Origin of the sequence: Paenibacillus ferrarius (assembly GCF_002027705.1) — a bacterium.
Lineage (GTDB): Bacteria > Bacillota > Bacilli > Paenibacillales > NBRC-103111 > Paenibacillus_E > Paenibacillus_E ferrarius.
Genome location: NZ_MBTG01000035.1, coordinates 1 through 15,093, shown reverse-complemented (window position 1 = coordinate 15,093; position 15,093 = coordinate 1). Strand labels below are relative to the sequence as shown.

The 15,093-nt window shown below is 43.4% G+C and carries 22 protein-coding genes and 1 pseudogene; 21 read left to right on the top strand and 2 right to left on the bottom strand.

The features are described 5' to 3' along the window. Window positions 1-18 precede the first annotated feature (18 nt). The 18 genes and pseudogenes from rplO (at window position 19) to BC351_RS29935 (ending at window position 11,348) form a co-directional block, all read left to right on the top strand. Complete coding sequence (rplO, locus tag BC351_RS30020; RefSeq protein ID WP_079417990.1) at window positions 19-459, top strand: 50S ribosomal protein L15; 441 nt, start codon at window positions 19-21, stop codon at window positions 457-459. Then, window positions 459-1,763, top strand: coding sequence for a preprotein translocase subunit SecY (gene secY, locus BC351_RS30015; RefSeq protein WP_079417987.1), 1,305 nt, complete (start codon window positions 459-461; stop codon window positions 1,761-1,763). Before rplO ends, secY begins: the two co-directional genes overlap by 1 nt. Window positions 1,764-1,848: 85 nt before the next feature. Continuing rightward, window positions 1,849-2,499 carry an adenylate kinase gene (locus tag BC351_RS30010; RefSeq protein WP_079417983.1) on the top strand — a complete coding sequence of 217 codons (651 nt, stop codon included), beginning with the start codon at window positions 1,849-1,851 and terminating at the stop codon, window positions 2,497-2,499. After that, on the top strand, window positions 2,499-3,251 hold the full coding sequence (gene map, locus BC351_RS30005) for a type I methionyl aminopeptidase (RefSeq protein WP_079417978.1): 753 nt from the start codon (window positions 2,499-2,501) through the stop codon (window positions 3,249-3,251). Before BC351_RS30010 ends, map begins: the two co-directional genes overlap by 1 nt. Window positions 3,252-3,261: 10 nt before the next feature. Then, entirely contained in the window at window positions 3,262-3,567 is a 306-nt protein-coding gene (locus BC351_RS30000) for a KOW domain-containing RNA-binding protein (protein WP_079417973.1), read from the top strand. Between the two features lie 2 nt (window positions 3,568-3,569). Then, window positions 3,570-3,788 carry a translation initiation factor IF-1 gene (infA, locus tag BC351_RS29995; protein WP_009676800.1) on the top strand — a complete coding sequence of 73 codons (219 nt, stop codon included), beginning with the start codon at window positions 3,570-3,572 and terminating at the stop codon, window positions 3,786-3,788. A 109-nt stretch (window positions 3,789-3,897) separates the two neighbouring features. Next, window positions 3,898-4,011 carry a 50S ribosomal protein L36 gene (gene rpmJ, locus BC351_RS29990; protein WP_029196444.1) on the top strand — a complete coding sequence of 38 codons (114 nt, stop codon included), beginning with the start codon at window positions 3,898-3,900 and terminating at the stop codon, window positions 4,009-4,011. Between the two features lie 19 nt (window positions 4,012-4,030). Beyond that, window positions 4,031-4,399 carry a 30S ribosomal protein S13 gene (gene rpsM, locus BC351_RS29985; RefSeq protein WP_028557471.1) on the top strand — a complete coding sequence of 123 codons (369 nt, stop codon included), beginning with the start codon at window positions 4,031-4,033 and terminating at the stop codon, window positions 4,397-4,399. An 18-nt stretch (window positions 4,400-4,417) separates the two neighbouring features. After that, window positions 4,418-4,813, top strand: a complete 396-nt coding sequence (gene rpsK, locus BC351_RS29980; protein ID WP_079417968.1) for a 30S ribosomal protein S11 — start codon at window positions 4,418-4,420, stop codon at window positions 4,811-4,813. Window positions 4,814-4,939: 126 nt separating this feature from the next. After that, entirely contained in the window at window positions 4,940-5,884 is a 945-nt protein-coding gene (locus BC351_RS29975) for a DNA-directed RNA polymerase subunit alpha (protein WP_029196443.1), read from the top strand. Between the two features lie 24 nt (window positions 5,885-5,908). After that, on the top strand, window positions 5,909-6,274 hold the full coding sequence (gene rplQ / locus BC351_RS29970; RefSeq protein ID WP_079417964.1) for a 50S ribosomal protein L17: 366 nt from the start codon (window positions 5,909-5,911) through the stop codon (window positions 6,272-6,274). A 140-nt stretch (window positions 6,275-6,414) separates the two neighbouring features. Beyond that, window positions 6,415-7,176, top strand: a complete 762-nt coding sequence (gene truA, locus BC351_RS29965; RefSeq protein ID WP_079418104.1) for a tRNA pseudouridine(38-40) synthase TruA — start codon at window positions 6,415-6,417, stop codon at window positions 7,174-7,176. A 175-nt stretch (window positions 7,177-7,351) separates the two neighbouring features. Further along, a complete protein-coding gene (gene rplM / locus BC351_RS29960; RefSeq protein ID WP_079417962.1) occupies window positions 7,352-7,789 on the top strand; it encodes a 50S ribosomal protein L13 in 438 nt (145 codons plus the stop codon). A gap of 18 nt (window positions 7,790-7,807) precedes the next feature. Beyond that, window positions 7,808-8,200, top strand: a complete 393-nt coding sequence (gene rpsI / locus BC351_RS29955; RefSeq protein ID WP_079417958.1) for a 30S ribosomal protein S9 — start codon at window positions 7,808-7,810, stop codon at window positions 8,198-8,200. Between the two features lie 228 nt (window positions 8,201-8,428). Next, the gene (locus BC351_RS29950) at window positions 8,429-9,121 is read left to right on the top strand and encodes a phosphoadenylyl-sulfate reductase (protein ID WP_079417955.1); all 693 of its coding nucleotides are present in this window, start codon (window positions 8,429-8,431) and stop codon (window positions 9,119-9,121) included. A 26-nt stretch (window positions 9,122-9,147) separates the two neighbouring features. Continuing rightward, window positions 9,148-9,325, top strand: a pseudogene (sat, locus tag BC351_RS29945) (sulfate adenylyltransferase); the annotation flags it as partial. A gap of 112 nt (window positions 9,326-9,437) precedes the next feature. Beyond that, entirely contained in the window at window positions 9,438-10,193 is a 756-nt protein-coding gene (gene cwlD / locus BC351_RS29940; RefSeq protein ID WP_079417951.1) for an N-acetylmuramoyl-L-alanine amidase CwlD, read from the top strand. 60 nt (window positions 10,194-10,253) lie between these two features. After that, the gene (locus tag BC351_RS29935) at window positions 10,254-11,348 is read left to right on the top strand and encodes an Mrp/NBP35 family ATP-binding protein (RefSeq protein ID WP_079417947.1); all 1,095 of its coding nucleotides are present in this window, start codon (window positions 10,254-10,256) and stop codon (window positions 11,346-11,348) included. 48 nt (window positions 11,349-11,396) lie between these two features. On the opposite strand, the gene gerD is transcribed toward BC351_RS29935, so the two are convergent. Further along, window positions 11,397-12,191 (bottom strand): spore germination lipoprotein GerD, encoded by a 795-nt coding sequence (gene gerD / locus BC351_RS29930; RefSeq protein WP_144028572.1) that lies wholly within the window; start codon window positions 12,189-12,191, stop codon window positions 11,397-11,399. A 136-nt stretch (window positions 12,192-12,327) separates the two neighbouring features. Between gerD and BC351_RS29925 the strand changes: the two genes are divergently transcribed. Beyond that, window positions 12,328-12,924, top strand: coding sequence for a KinB-signaling pathway activation protein (locus tag BC351_RS29925; protein ID WP_079417943.1), 597 nt, complete (start codon window positions 12,328-12,330; stop codon window positions 12,922-12,924). A gap of 29 nt (window positions 12,925-12,953) precedes the next feature. Here the strand turns inward: BC351_RS29925 and pdaB are convergent, their stop codons facing one another. Continuing rightward, a complete protein-coding gene (gene pdaB / locus BC351_RS29920; RefSeq protein WP_079417939.1) occupies window positions 12,954-13,736 on the bottom strand; it encodes a polysaccharide deacetylase family sporulation protein PdaB in 783 nt (260 codons plus the stop codon). A gap of 117 nt (window positions 13,737-13,853) precedes the next feature. On the opposite strand from pdaB, the gene BC351_RS29915 reads away from it, so the two are divergent. Both BC351_RS29915 and BC351_RS29910 read left to right on the top strand, forming a co-directional pair. Continuing rightward, entirely contained in the window at window positions 13,854-14,465 is a 612-nt protein-coding gene (locus BC351_RS29915; RefSeq protein WP_079417937.1) for a stage II sporulation protein M, read from the top strand. A gap of 151 nt (window positions 14,466-14,616) precedes the next feature. After that, the gene (locus tag BC351_RS29910; RefSeq protein ID WP_079417935.1) at window positions 14,617-14,847 is read left to right on the top strand and encodes a hypothetical protein; all 231 of its coding nucleotides are present in this window, start codon (window positions 14,617-14,619) and stop codon (window positions 14,845-14,847) included. Window positions 14,848-15,093 lie beyond the last annotated feature (246 nt).

Genomic DNA, 15,093 nt, shown 5'->3' with positions numbered 1-15,093 from the left:
TAGAGGAGGTGTGCAACGATGAAGTTACATGAGCTAAGTTCTGCTATTGGTTCCCGTAAAACTCGTAAACGTGTTGGACGTGGTACTAGTAGCGGCATGGGTAAAACATCAACTCGCGGACACAAGGGTCAAAACGCACGTTCCGGTGGAGGCGTTCGTCCTGGATTCGAGGGTGGACAAAACCCATTATACCGTCGTTTACCTAAACGTGGTTTCACGAATCGTTTCCGTACGGAATACGCAATCGTGAATCTTGAAGATTTGAACAATTTCGCAGCTGGTACTGAAGTTACTCCAGAAGTTCTAATGGAGGCTGGTATTGTTAAAGCTCCTAAAGACGGCATCAAGATTTTAGGAAACGGTGAAATCACAGTAAAATTAACCGTTAAAGCGAATAAGTTCTCTCAATCAGCGATTGAGAAAATCCAAGCTGTCGGCGGTCAAACCGAGGTGATTTAATGTTCAGTACCATAGCCAACATCTTCAAGGTAGAAGATTTACGGAGAAGAATTTTATTCACGCTCATTTTGCTTATCGTCTACCGCTTAGGCGCGTTCATTCCGGTGCCGAACATTAACACTGATGTTCTGAAACTTCAAGACCAAGCGAATCAGAGCGATGTCTTTGGTTTGCTTAACACGTTTTCCGGCGGTGCGCTCTTCCAATTCTCCATCTTCGCGATGGGAATTATGCCTTACATTACCGCTTCCATCATTGTTCAGCTTTTGTCCATGGATGTTATCCCGCGCTTTGCGCAGTGGGCAAAAGAAGGAGATGTCGGAAGAAAGAAGATGACACAAGTTACTCGGTACGGTACGATTGTGCTAGGTGTGATTCAAGCTTTTGGTCTTTCCATCGGGTTTAACCGTCTTTACAGCGGACTCGTGATTGATCCGGGCTTCACTACTTTTGCTATGATTGCTATCATACTGACAGCTGGTACAGCCTTCTTGATGTGGCTTGGCGAGCAAATCACGGAGTATGGGATTGGCAACGGTATTTCCATTATCATCTTTGCAGGTATCGTCGCGGCGATTCCTACAAGCATACAGCAAATTTACAAATCACTGTTTGCGACCGAAGGAGCTTTGTTCCTGAACATCGTGAAACTGATCATTATTGCTTTGGTTGTCATACTGATTATTGCCGGAGTCATATTTGTTCAACAAGGTGTTCGCAAGATACCTGTTCAATATGCCAAACGCGTAGTTGGTCGTAAAATGTATGGTGGTCAAACGACGCACATTCCACTTAAAGTGAATGCTGCTGGCGTAATCCCAGTTATCTTTGCACTATCGTTGTTGATGTTTCCTCCTACTATCGCAAGTTATTGGAGAGGGAATGTTGTTGCAGAATGGATCATTAATAACTTGAGTATTAACCAAACTGCACCTCTAGCGATTGTTCTGTATGTACTGTTGATTATTGGCTTCACCTACTTTTATACCTTCGTTCAAATTAATCCAGTTCAAATGGCTGATCAAATGAAGAAAAATGGCGGGTATATTCCAGGTATTAGACCCGGGAAGACAACTTCCGTTTATCTGACTCGTGTAATGACTAGAATTACTCTTTCTGGTGCGCTGTTTCTTTCAGCAATCTCGATTCTTCCAATGTTATTCGGAGGACTTGCAGGTTTGCCTAGCTCGGTTCGGATTGGTGGTACATCTTTACTTATCGTAGTAGGCGTTGGTCTTGAGACAATGAAACAAATCGAGAGCCAATTGATTAAGCGGCATTACAAAGGGTTTATCAATAAATAGCTAATAGGTTCTGATGGGGCAAGTTATGCAACATCGGCACCTATTGTGCTGTTCGTAATGCCGAGTGCGATGGGAGGTTATAAAGTTGAACGTAATTTTTATGGGGCCTCCTGGTGCAGGCAAAGGTACGCAGGCTGAGAAAATCGTAAGTGAATTTCAAATTCCTCATATTTCAACTGGAGATGCATTTCGCTTGGCGATGAGCCAAGGAACACCGCTTGGTGTTGAAGCCAAAGGTTATGTGGATAAGGGACTTCTTGTTCCTGATGAAATCACGAATGGTATTGTGAGAGAGCGACTTGCTCAACCAGATTGCGACAAAGGTTTCTTGCTTGACGGGTTCCCTAGAACTGTTGCTCAAGCAGATGCATTATCTGAAATCGTTGAATCATTGGGTAAGAAGATTGAGATCGTTATTAATCTTTCCGTTGATCGCAGTTTCTTGCTTGCTCGACTAACCGGCCGAAGAATTTGTAAATCCTGTGGTGCTACGTATCATGTAATCTTCAACCCACCAAAGCAAGAAGGCGTATGCGATAAATGTTCAGGTGAGTTGTACCAACGATCTGATGATACGGAAGAGAAAGTTGGAACACGTTTGGATGAGTATATCAACAAAACGGCTCCGCTGCTGGATTACTACCAAAAGAGGGAATTATTGCGTGAGGTTAACGGGGAACAAGACATTCATGCGGTAACCGAACAAATTAGCTCACTGCTACGAGGTCTAGCGTAATGATCATTTGTAAGTCCGAGGTTGAACTAGACCTAATGCGAGAAGCTGGTCGTATCGTAGCCGAAACGCACCGCTTATTGGCAAGGGCGATTCGTCCGAACATTACAACGAAAGAACTTGATCAGATCGCAGAGGAATTCATTCGCAGTCAGGGAGCGATTCCATCTTTCAAAGGCTATAACGGTTTTCCTGGAAGCATATGTGCTTCAGTCAACGAAGAATTAGTTCATGGTATTCCTGGTCCAAGAAAGCTGGCTGAGGGCGATATTATTAGTATCGATATTGGTGCTCAGTATAAAGGTTATCATGGAGATTCTGCTTGGACATATCCTGTCGGTGAGATTTCCGATACAGCCAAACGTTTGTTAGCTGTGACAGAAGAATCACTCTATCGAGGCATAGCAGAAGCTAAACCGGATACTAGACTCTACACGTTGTCGCATGCAATCCAAACTTGTATTGAAGACGCAGGCTTCTCCGTGGTTATAGAGTATGTCGGTCACGGTATCGGAACGGATCTTCATGAAGAACCGCAAATTCCGAATTACGGTGTTCCTGACAAAGGTCCTCGTCTCAAACCAGGCATGGTCCTAGCCATTGAACCGATGGTGGTCGTTGGCGAAAGATATGTCCAAACACTCGAAGACGATTGGACTGTAGTCACTTCGGATCGTACGCTGTGTGCTCATTTTGAACATACGATTGCAATTACGGCAGCCGGTTATGAAATATTAACTTTGCCTAGATCGTAGGTGATGATGTGTGGATAGTGTAATTCCAAAAGTGGGTCAAATCGTAAAGGTGCTTCGCGGTAGAGATCCCGGAGAATATGCGGTCGTGATTGGCATTGTCGATCATCGCTTCGTCTGGCTTGCAGACGGCGTTCATCGCAAGTTCGATCAACCGAAGAAGAAGAACCTGAATCATCTTCAATTACAAGAAACGATTAGCAGTGAAGTCGAGTCCAGCATTAGGGAAACAGGTCGTGTAACTAATGGAAAGTTGCGTTTCGCAATTGCCAAATTCGTTGAACTTATGCAAGATGAAGCACAATTGAAAGGAGAATGACTGTGGCCAAAGAAGATGTAATTGAAGTAGAAGGTACAGTGATTGAACCTCTTCCGAATGCAATGTTTAAAGTTGAATTGGAAAATGGTCATAAAATCCTAGCCCATGTATCCGGTAAAATCAGAATGCACTTTATCCGCATTTTGCCTGGAGATAAGGTTACCGTAGAATTATCGCCTTACGATTTAACGAGAGGCCGTATAACCTACCGTTTTAAATAAATGTTCGGCTATATGTAAGTTACTCTTTCAAGGCGTATGCTTACGAAGCAAGTTTTCTAACGAAAACGCAACATGGTGCTTACGATGAAATCTTAAAGGAGGGCTTAATATGAAGGTAAGACCGTCAGTCAAACCGATTTGCGAGAAATGTAAAGTTATTCGCCGTAAAGGTAACATTATGGTAATCTGTGAAAATCCTAAGCACAAACAAAAACAAGGTTAAAAGGAGGTGCAATCTGTAGATGGCACGTTTAGCTGGAGTTGACTTACCTCGTGACAAACGAGTTGTAATCGCGTTGACTTACATTTTCGGTATCGGCACTACAACTGCTCAGAAAATTATCGCTTCCACAGGTATCGACGCTAGTACTCGCGTTCGCGACCTTACGGAAGATGAAGTGAGCAAAATCCGTGATGTAATTGACAAAACCCTTAAAGTAGAAGGCGACCTTCGCCGCGAAATTTCCTTAAACATCAAACGTCTAATCGAAATCGGATCCTACCGTGGTCTTCGTCACCGTCGTGGTCTTCCTGTTCGTGGACAACGTACTAAAACTAATGCTCGTACACGTAAAGGTCCTCGTCGTACGGTAGCTAATAAGAAGAAATAATAAAGGGGGTTAGAGCTAATGGCAAAACCTAAAAAAGTCGTCCGTACGAAACGTCGTGACCGGAAAAATATTGAAACTGGTGTAGCACACATCCGTTCAACGTTTAACAACACGATCGTAACGATCACGGATCCTCATGGTAACGCAATTTCTTGGGCAAGTTCAGGAAACCTTGGATTCAAAGGTTCCCGTAAAAGTACTCCTTTCGCAGCGCAAATGGCAGCTGAAAAAGCAGCTAAAGCAGCAATGGAGCATGGTTTGAAAACTGTTGAAGTTATGGTAAAAGGACCAGGCGCTGGCCGCGAAGCTGCAATTCGTTCTTTGCAAGCAGCAGGTCTGGAAGTAAACCTAATTAAAGACGTGACTCCGGTTCCTCATAATGGCTGCCGTCCTCCAAAACGTCGTCGCGTATAATTCGGGATCACTTTGTAGTATAATTTTCCTAAAATCGTGAATAATGGGTTGAAGGATAGGCATACTATTAAATTTTGAAGCGAAGTATCCAGAGGGAAACGACGTATTGAATGGAGGGTACATTTCATGATCGAAATCGAAAAGCCAAAAATAGAAACTGTAGCATTAAGTGAAGATGGCGCTTATGGTAGATTTATCATTGAGCCGTTGGAGCGTGGCTACGGTACAACCTTAGGTAACTCACTACGTCGTATCTTACTGTCCTCTTTACCCGGGGCAGCAGTAACCTCTGTCCAAATCGATGGCGTTTTGCATGAGTTTTCAACGATTCCTGGCGTGCTTGAGGATGTAACGGAAATTATCCTCAATCTGAAAGGTCTCTCGTTGAAAATTCACTCCGACGAGGAGAAAGTGCTTGAAATTGATGCTGAAGGAGAAGGCAACATCACGGCGGCTGATATCCGCGGTGACAGCGATGTAGAGATTCTTAATCCGGATCTTCATATCGCTACCTTGTCTCCAGATGCGCGTCTTCATATGAGGATTCATGCGGGCAGAGGTCGCGGTTATGTCCAATCGGACAAAAATAAGCATGAAGAACAACCAATTGGCGTAATTCCAATTGATTCGATCTACACGCCTATTACCCGAGTAAACTACAGTATTGAGAATACTCGCGTCGGCCAAGTGACTAACTATGATAAGTTGACCCTCGAAGTGTGGACCGATGGAAGTATTCGACCAGAAGAAGCAGTGAGCTTGGGTGCCAAAATCTTAACGGAGCATTTGAATTTATTCGTCGGTTTGACGGATGAAGCCAAAGACGCTGAGATTATGGTGGAGAAAGAAGAAGATAAGAAAGAGAAAGTTCTGGAGATGACTATCGAGGAACTTGACCTATCTGTTCGTTCTTATAACTGCCTCAAGCGCGCAGGGATTAACACCGTACAAGAGCTTATTACCAAAACAGAAGAAGACATGATGAAAGTTCGGAACTTAGGCCGCAAATCGCTTGAAGAAGTTCAAGAAAAGCTCGAAGAGCTTGGTTTGGGTCTGCGTACCGAGGAATAATCGTGTCAGAAGGAGGTTAATTCAATGAACTACAGGAAGTTGAACCGCGATTCCAGTAATCGTAAAGCATTATTCCGTGATCTGGTAACAGATCTGTTCATACATGAACGCATTCAAACTACAGAAGCAAAAGCAAAAGAACTTCGTTCAATCGCTGAGAAGTTAATCACTCTTGCGAAACGCGGAGATCTGCACGCACGCCGTCAGGTAGCTGCTTTTGTACGTAGAGAAGCTGCAAACGAGAATCAAGATGCGATTCAAAAACTGTTCTCCGATTTGGCACCTCGTTACTCCGAGCGTCCAGGTGGATACACACGTATCCTTAAACTGGGACCACGCCGCGGTGACGCAGCACCAATGGTTTACCTAGAGCTAGTAGATCGCGCATAAAAACGGATGGGAAAGGGTGGACGGAATCTACTTAGATTCTGGTGAAGCCCTTTTTTTGCAGTCTAGGCGCGTTCCTCTAGTGTGAGTTTAGCATTGGCTAACCACGGAGATAGGAAGGATGACTCATGGAGGAACAAGCCTTGAGAAATCTACGTTTCACCATTAGCTATGATGGTACGGCCTATTCGGGGTATCAGATACAACCCAAAGCAGATACGGTTCAGTATCGTTTGGAGCAGGCTGTAAGGATGTTGACGGGTGAGTCGGTGAAAGTCATCTCATCCGGCCGTACAGATGCCGGTGTACATGCGAAAGCACAAGTTATTAATTTCACCACGAGCTCCAAGATCCCAGTGGAACGTTGGTGTTTAGCTCTAAATGCTCGATTGCCTAGGGATATCGTCGCACATACCGCGGAAGAGGTCCCTCCTTCCTTTCATTCTCGCAAAGCCGCGAAACGCAAGACATATTGTTATACGATTCGCTCGGCGCGCTTCCCTGATGTCTTTCACCGCAACTTTGAATACCATCACCCTACGCATTTAAATGTGGAAGCCATGAGAGAGGCGCTCCCTTGCTTGCTAGGAGAGCATGATTTCACTTCTTTTTGTACGGTGAGAACAGATAAGGAAGACAAGGTGAGAACTCTCTACGAGGTTCGTATGGAGACTGAAACCGATGAGATGATGTCGACGGCCAAGGTCGCAAGGATCCGTCTGATTGTGACGGGGAACGGCTTCCTGTATAACATGGTTAGGATCATCGTAGGAACGCTGATACAGATTGGTGAAGGCAAGAGAACAAGCAGCGACATGCTGCGTATTCTTGAAGCCAGAGATCGAGCTGAAGCAGGGCCTACGGCCGAAGCTATGGGTTTAACGCTATGGCGAGTTGAGTATTAAAAAGCCTAAAACACTACTTGATTCTTATCGAATCTTCGTGTAAAATATAACTTGGCGTTTCGTGATCGGCTACCCCACAGCCCCTGATCCTTAATTGCCATGAATACCATCCATCGCTAATGTAATGTAACCATAATAATAATGTTATTGAGATATATTTTTAGGAGGACTAAGCATGCGCACCACATATATGGCTAAGCCAAATGAAGTTGAGCGTAAATGGTACATTGTTGACGCTGCAGGCCAAACACTTGGCCGTCTTGCAAGTGAAGTAGCTAGCATTATCCGCGGTAAGCACAAACCGGAGTTTACTCCACACGTAGATACTGGCGATTTCGTAGTTGTTATCAATGCTTCCCAAATTAAGCTAACTGGTAAGAAAATGCAAAACAAAATGTACTACCGTCACTCTTTGTACCAAGGTGGTTTAAAAGTGACTTCCGCTCAAGATTTGCTTAACAGCAAACCTGATCGCATGATCGAATTTGCCGTGCACGGTATGCTTCCAAAGAACCGTCTTGGTGATAGCTTGAAAACTAAGCTTAAAGTTTACGGTGGAGAAGAGCATCCACACCAAGCACAACTACCAGAAGTCTGGAATCTTCGCGGTTAATATAAGGAGGAACGTTTCGTGGCACAAGTTCAATATTATGGAACGGGTCGTCGTAAGCATTCGGTAGCGCGTGTACGCCTATTACCGGGTGAAGGACGTATCATCATCAATAAACGTGATCTAGACGAGTACTTCGGTCTAGAAACTTTGAAACTGATCGTTAAACAACCATTGGCACTTACAGAAACTGTTGGTAAATACGACATTCTTGTAATTGCAAATGGCGGTGGCATCAGCGGACAAGCTGGCGCAATTCGTCATGGGATTTCCCGTGCATTGTTGAAAGTTGATCCGGAATACCGTGGATCCCTGAAAAAAGCAGGATTCTTAACACGTGATTCCCGTATGAAAGAGCGAAAAAAATATGGATTGAAAGCCGCTCGTCGTGCTCCTCAATTCTCCAAACGTTAAGAAATGGCGCCTTATGGCGCTCAAGAGAAACCTTTTCGGCATTATGCTGGAAAGGTTTCTTTTTTTGTTCATACACAGACAAGAAGGAGCCTATTTTTATAAAGAAAACAAAAAGTTTATACCAAAATGATGAGAAGTCATTGACAGAAGAAAGATCTCAGCTATAATTAACAGTAAATCATACAATAACAGTCGGGATTAAAAATAAATAATAATGGAGGAACTCACATGAATCTTTTTGAAAAAGAAGCTTTTGTAACAAAGGCTGCTGAGGAATTCGAAAATCAATCGCCGGAAGCTGTATTGAAATTAGCAGTCGAAACTTTCTCAAGCTTAACGCTTGCTTGCAGCTTCGGTGCTGAAGACGTTGTGCTTGTAGATATGCTGCAAAAGATTAATCCAAATGTAGATATTTTTTATTTGGATACGAATGTTCATTTCGCAGAAACTTACGAGACTAGAGATCGTTTGGAACAGCATTACGGAACAAAGTTTGTCCAAGTGCTGCCTAAACTTACTTTAGATGAGCAAGCTGAGAAATTCGGCGATGAGCTTTGGAAAAGCGATGCAAACCAATGCTGCAACATACGTAAAGTAGATCCTTTAACTGATATCCTCAAAAACTATGATGCATGGATCACGGGTATCCGCCGCGATCAAGCGCCAACACGCGCTAATGCAAAAAAAGTTGAATATGATGTGAAATTTGGTTTAATTAAATTCAATCCACTTGCTGGTTGGACGTCCGAAGATGTCTGGAACTACATTCGTGAGAATGACGTTATTTACAACCCATTGCATGATCGTAATTTCCCAAGTATCGGATGCACACATTGCACGCGTCCTGTGGCCGATGGTGAAGATCCGCGCGCGGGTCGTTGGGCAAGTATTGAGAAGACAGAATGTGGACTTCATAAGTAATAATTGAACTTGAAATGAATTCGTGTAAATGCATGACATTCCTAGGGGGTTATCTGGCTGCTATGCGTCACGCAGGCCCTCGTGAGGCGATTATACATGCGATTGTACGAAAGAACTATGGATGTATCCACTTCATCGTTGGACGCGATCACGCAAGTGTAGGCGATTACTATAACGTGTATGAAGCGCAAGAGATTTTCAGCAGCTTTACTTCTGCTTCGACGGATATCAAGTGCAAGCAAGAAGCAAGGTATATTTGTCCACCCTGTCCCATATAGATGATACAGAGTCTATGGGGAACAGAGGTGGATTTTTTATGCGCAAAAGGAAGAAAAGGTTGGTCGTTTGGCTGACTTTTAACAGTAGTCTTAAGCTTGTCCTTTCGACCTTGTTGGTCGCTCTGGTCGTATTCATCTATGCCTATGAGCTGCCGGCTACGAAAACCTGGTCCGATTGGAACCTGCCCTTGTCAGGTAAAACAATTGCTTTAGATGCAGGGCATGGAGGACCAGATGGCGGTGCTTCAAGCAAGGAAGGGGTGATTGAGAAAGATATTAATCTTGCCATCACCTTGCAGCTGCGGGATTACTTGCAGCAAGCCGGAGCTCTTGTCATTATGACCAGGGAAACAGATACGGATCTGGCTGAGCCAGGTACCAAAGGCTATAGTAAGAGAAAAACAGAGGATCTTCACAACCGTGCGGATCTTATCAACGATAAGAATGCGGATCTGTTTCTTAGCGTGCATTTAAACAGCATTCCCTCTCCAAAATGGAAAGGCGCACAAACGTTCTACTATGCGAATAATCCCAATAATCCGAATTTGGCTTCCCTCATTCAGCTTGAGCTTAAGAGAAATCTGGAAAATACCGATCGTGTCGCCAAATTAGCGGACAAGACCGTTTATTTATTAAAGGCCTTGAAAATTCCTAGCGCGTTAATCGAAGTAGGCTTTCTTTCAAATCCGGAGGAAGCACGGTTATTGGCGGACGAGAAATATCAGAGAAAGATAGCGGCGTCGATTTATCAAGGGGTGCTGCGATATTTTGCTGGGGAAAAAGTGGGTTCTTAATCAGAATGTGTTATAATAAAAGCCACAAATACGATGTCTAAATAAAGGTGCGGTGTGGCTATGATAACGAAAGATCAGCTGTTTGAAGCATTAAAACCTCTTATAGAACCTCAGTATAACAAAAGTGTTGTTGAGCTTAATTTAATTAGAGACGTCTTGTTTAACGGTGAGAACGTGTCATTAAGCCTGATTATTACCTCAGAAGATGAGGCTTTCAAAGAGAAAGCCAAATCCTACATAAGCCAAACTCTAGAGAAATTGGGTGCAGCCCAAGTGCACGTGCGTTTTAGACTTATGACCGATTATGAGCGCAATCAGATTGGGAATAACGATGGAGCGCCGGCAGAGCAGTCGAAGTCTACACAACCTGTTCAACCGCCGATTGACCAACCTATTTTAGGAGAGACGTCTACGGTTGAGTTCATCGCCATTGCCAGCGGCAAGGGTGGAGTGGGCAAATCCACGGTAACGGTTAATTTGGCTGTAGCTTTGGCCCGGCAGGGTAAGAAAGTGGGCATTATTGATGCCGATATATATGGTTTTAGCATTCCGGATATGATGGGCATAGAAGAACAGCCAAAGCTGGTTGACAATGTCATTATGCCGGTTGAGAAGTTTGGCGTTAAAGTCATCTCTATGGGTTTCTTTGTCCAAGACAATGCACCCGTTGTTTGGCGTGGACCTATGCTGGGCAAAATGCTGCGCAATTTCTTCAATGAAGTTAATTGGGGAGATGTTGAATACATATTGTTAGATCTTCCTCCAGGCACCGGTGACGTTGCTTTGGACGTGCATCAATTGATTCCTCAGAGCAAAGAGGTCATCGTGACTACCCCGCATGCGACAGCGGCATTTGTGGCAGCCAGAGCGGGGGCTATGGCGATTCAAACCAACCATGAGATTCTAGGTATTGTTGAGAATATGTCCTATTACGAAAGCAAGGACGGCTCCAAAGATTATGTATTCGGCAAAGGTGGCGGAGCTAAGCTGGCGGAAGATCTGCATAGTGAACTATTGGCGCAGATTCCACTAGGAGCTCCAGATAATCATATTTCCGAAATTGATTATTCTCCATCCGTTTACAAGCAGGACTCCAATACAGGCCAGTTGTACCTCGAAATGGCCGCGGCAATCATTAACAAATTAGAGAAGTAAACAACGAAAAGGGCATGCGGATGAAAGTCCGCGCGCCCTTTTTTTGTCCTATGATTCGGAAGAACTGGAGTCCTTCTTTTTCTTCTTGTCATCTTGTTGGTCGGAATCCCCGGAACTGGAATCGCTTTTTTCGTCCTTCTGCTTATCATCTCCGCTTTTACTTTCCCCACCGCCACCACCGCCGCCGCCAGATTTCTTATCTGCGCTTTTGGCTGTAGGCATTTGATCCGATTTACTTTGCTGCGCAATGGCTGACTTAAGGAGATCTACCATATGTGAGCGGAATAGGGGACTCTGGATAGATTCCTCCATGACCGTCATCATTTGCTGACGATAAGAGGCTGTTTTCATTACATCCAGCATCATTTTCTCATAATCCGGATTTTTCATTACATCAACGAGAGATTTTTGGTATTCAGGATCTTTGAGCAGTTCTTTAAACATCTGCTTGGTTTCCTTTTGAATCGCTTTGGCGAAATCACCTGCGAACTTGGGATCCTTCATCATATCGGTAAGAAACATATTATTTTCTTTGGCAGTGAGAACATCCTTAACGGCCATCTGCAGCTGTAAAGATTCATTCGCGGAAAGAAGTTTGATTTGAGATTGACCAGCAATGCTGTTGCTCCCAACATCGCCATTCATGATGCTGCGGTTTGCGGCGCTTATTGCTTTTTTGCCATCGTCCGACTTGAGGATGTCGAGGACCATGGTCTTTTGTTCTTTATACGTATTGGCTTGAGATTGACCTTGTGATGAATTATCAGACCCACACGATGAGAGAAGCAAAGCGATTGAAATGAACGGTAAGACTTGCAATTTTCCTAGCCTTCTTATGAACATAAAAGCATGCTCCCTTCCCTAGCTTAATAATGTTAGTATGTGTGGTTAGGGAGATATTATAAGGGGGATTCATTGGCTTTTTATCTCAAACGTTGGTACAATTAACAATTAGAGTTGAAGTGTGGAGGTAATGATCTTGACGTTGCGTAAATGGTTTCATTTATTTTGGACAACACTATTATTAGGAATGGTTGTATCTATAGTTATTGGACTCCTATTACAATATTCCGACAAAGAATTTTCTGTCATGGGGTTATCGGCGGTTGGGTTTAATGTACTGAACATGCTTCTTGGTGGCGCAACCATCAGTGTACTCAGTCAAATGGGCTTTTTTGCTTATCTAATTGTTAGGTTTATTGCTGTGGGTATTATTCGATCCAAAACGGTATGGGATCTCTTGCAGCTGGCCGTTGTCATTGTTGTATTGTTTGATCTCGTCTATCTCAGAATGACTAATTTTGAAGGCACCGGTTCGGTATTCAGTTACATAGTGTTGCCCATCCTTATATTAATTATTTCGTTAGGCGTTGCTTACTGGAAAGTAAAAATGACGAATCGAAATGCGTTTATTCCGACTTTGTTTTTCATGTGTGCGGTAACCGTTTTGGAAGCTGTGCCTGCGCTAAAACTGGATAATGCAGCATCGAGCTTCTTCATGTTAGCCCCATTGCTTGTATGTAATGCATGGCAAATCCTCATCCTACATAAAATATTAGATAACAAAAAGAGCTAATCACTTAGCTCTTTTTTTCATACAGACCCTTATTGAATTTGCTTCATCGCGCGATCTTCTACTGGCGTTGTTTCCACTTTGGTTTGTTTGATTAACTCGCTTACGGTAACGAACTCATACCCTTTGGATTTTAACTGATCAATGATGACAGGGAGTGCTTCATGTGTTTGCTGGGAAGAATCGCTGGCATGCAGGAGGACGATGTCTCCGGGATGAGCTTTGGAGACAACGCGATTAATAATGGTATCCACCCCTTTGTTTAACCAATCTTGCGAGTCAGTGTCCCATTGAATAACAGAATAGCCTAAGTCTTCTGCAATCCGCAGAACACGTTTGTCGAAGTCGCCATTGGGCAGCCTTATCAAATTCGGCTCTTTTCCGATCAATTCAGTCAAAATACCGTGTGCTGTGGAGATTTGCTTGCGTATTTCCTCGTCACTAAGCGTGCTGTAATTGGCGTGTTTGTTCCCGTGACTGCCGATTTCAAAGCCATCTTTTTTGATCTGTTCGACAATTTCCGGGTGGCTTTTACCCCAAGGGGAGGATAGGAAGAAAGTAGCATCATTCACACCTTTATCTTTAAGTATTTTTAAAATAGGCTCTGCACGCTTCTCTCCCCAGGAAATATCGAAGGTCAGGGCAATGACCTTTCTCTCCGTCTGGACACTATAAATAGCCGAAGGTTCCGTGTTTGAGAAAACAGATACATTGCTTTGCTCGGAATAGACGATTGCTCCCGCGAACACAATGGCAAGCGCAATAAACACATATTGTTTGAATTTCCTAGCGTTGACAACGAAAAAGTAGTTCATCCGTAGCTTGTACCTCCTTGTAAACCTCGTCCTGGGCAGGCAAGGCTTGTATACTCTTTATTAAATACTGTATGCTCGTACACAGGACTTATGCTTCCGAAATTGGAGGAATGGAAGATGACATTCAAACCGCTGCTTCACCATTTTAAAGAAATGAAACATTATTTCATCGTAGTTGTGTTGGTATTTGCATTCAGCTTTTACTTAGGCTGGTCCAATTCTAGTCAGTTCTCGCACTTTCTAGAAGGACAAATTCAGGGGCTTAAGTCGATTAGCCAGTCACTTAGCAACAAAGATAACCCACAAATTTGGTATTTTGTAATCATTTTTTTGAATAATGCCATTAAGTCTGTCCTTATCATTTTTCTTGGATTGCTCTTCGGTATTTTACCGCTCTTTATGCTGGTCGCTAATGGTATGATACTTGGCTATGTACTCACCCTACAGACACATGAGAGCGCATTGTCGGCAGTTCTCAAAGGGATACTTCCCCACGGCATTATAGAAATTCCGGTTATTCTGATTGCGTGCGCGTATGGGCTTAAGCTAGGATTATTGGTTTGGAAATCTGGCTTGCAGCTGTTTGTTCCCGTTAAACTCAGAACGGCTAGTATCGAATTGAAGAAAGTAATGTCTCTCACTAAGCCGCTTATAGTAGCTATTGTTGCCTTGCTGCTGTTGGCAGCTATTATTGAAAGCACCCTTACGTACTGGTTGGTGCACCTGTAAAATATTTTCAGATCCTTGTCATAAAAATGGCAAAATCTGAGCATAACAGTAAAGCGGTAAGGAGGTGGGCTGTTTCATCAGGCTTATCTTCGGTTAACCCATACTAGCAGTGCCATAAATCTCTACAGCTGAGAGGGGTTTGGATGGATGTATGCTCGGATTTTTGTTCAATGAACGGGAATGCAGAGAGTTAGATTATGTTTTGCGCAAAGAATTAGATGAAATGCTATTCGATCTTAATGACAAACGAATGGATCAAGAAATTAAAGGGGCCATAGAATCCAGATATAAAGTCATCTTCAGGATGTATGCTCGTTTAGCGTCACCAAAGGAAATATCCAAGTATGCCAGAAACCGCAATAATCAGGCTCAAAAAAAATAGAGGGTAGTTCTTGACTTACCCTCTCTTTCTATGGTATTTTATATCTCGCCCCTTCGAAATGGTGGACAAGCAAGAGTGTTGTTGAAAAGAATTTCAAAGTTCTTGAAAATAAAACTTGCATTGTGCTAAGGCGATGTGGTATATTGAAAAAGTCGCCGCTAAACGGATGGCGATGAAATAAAGAGAGAAATTGATCTTTGAAAACTGAACAACGAGTGAGTAAGCACGAACGAGCAATCGTTCAAA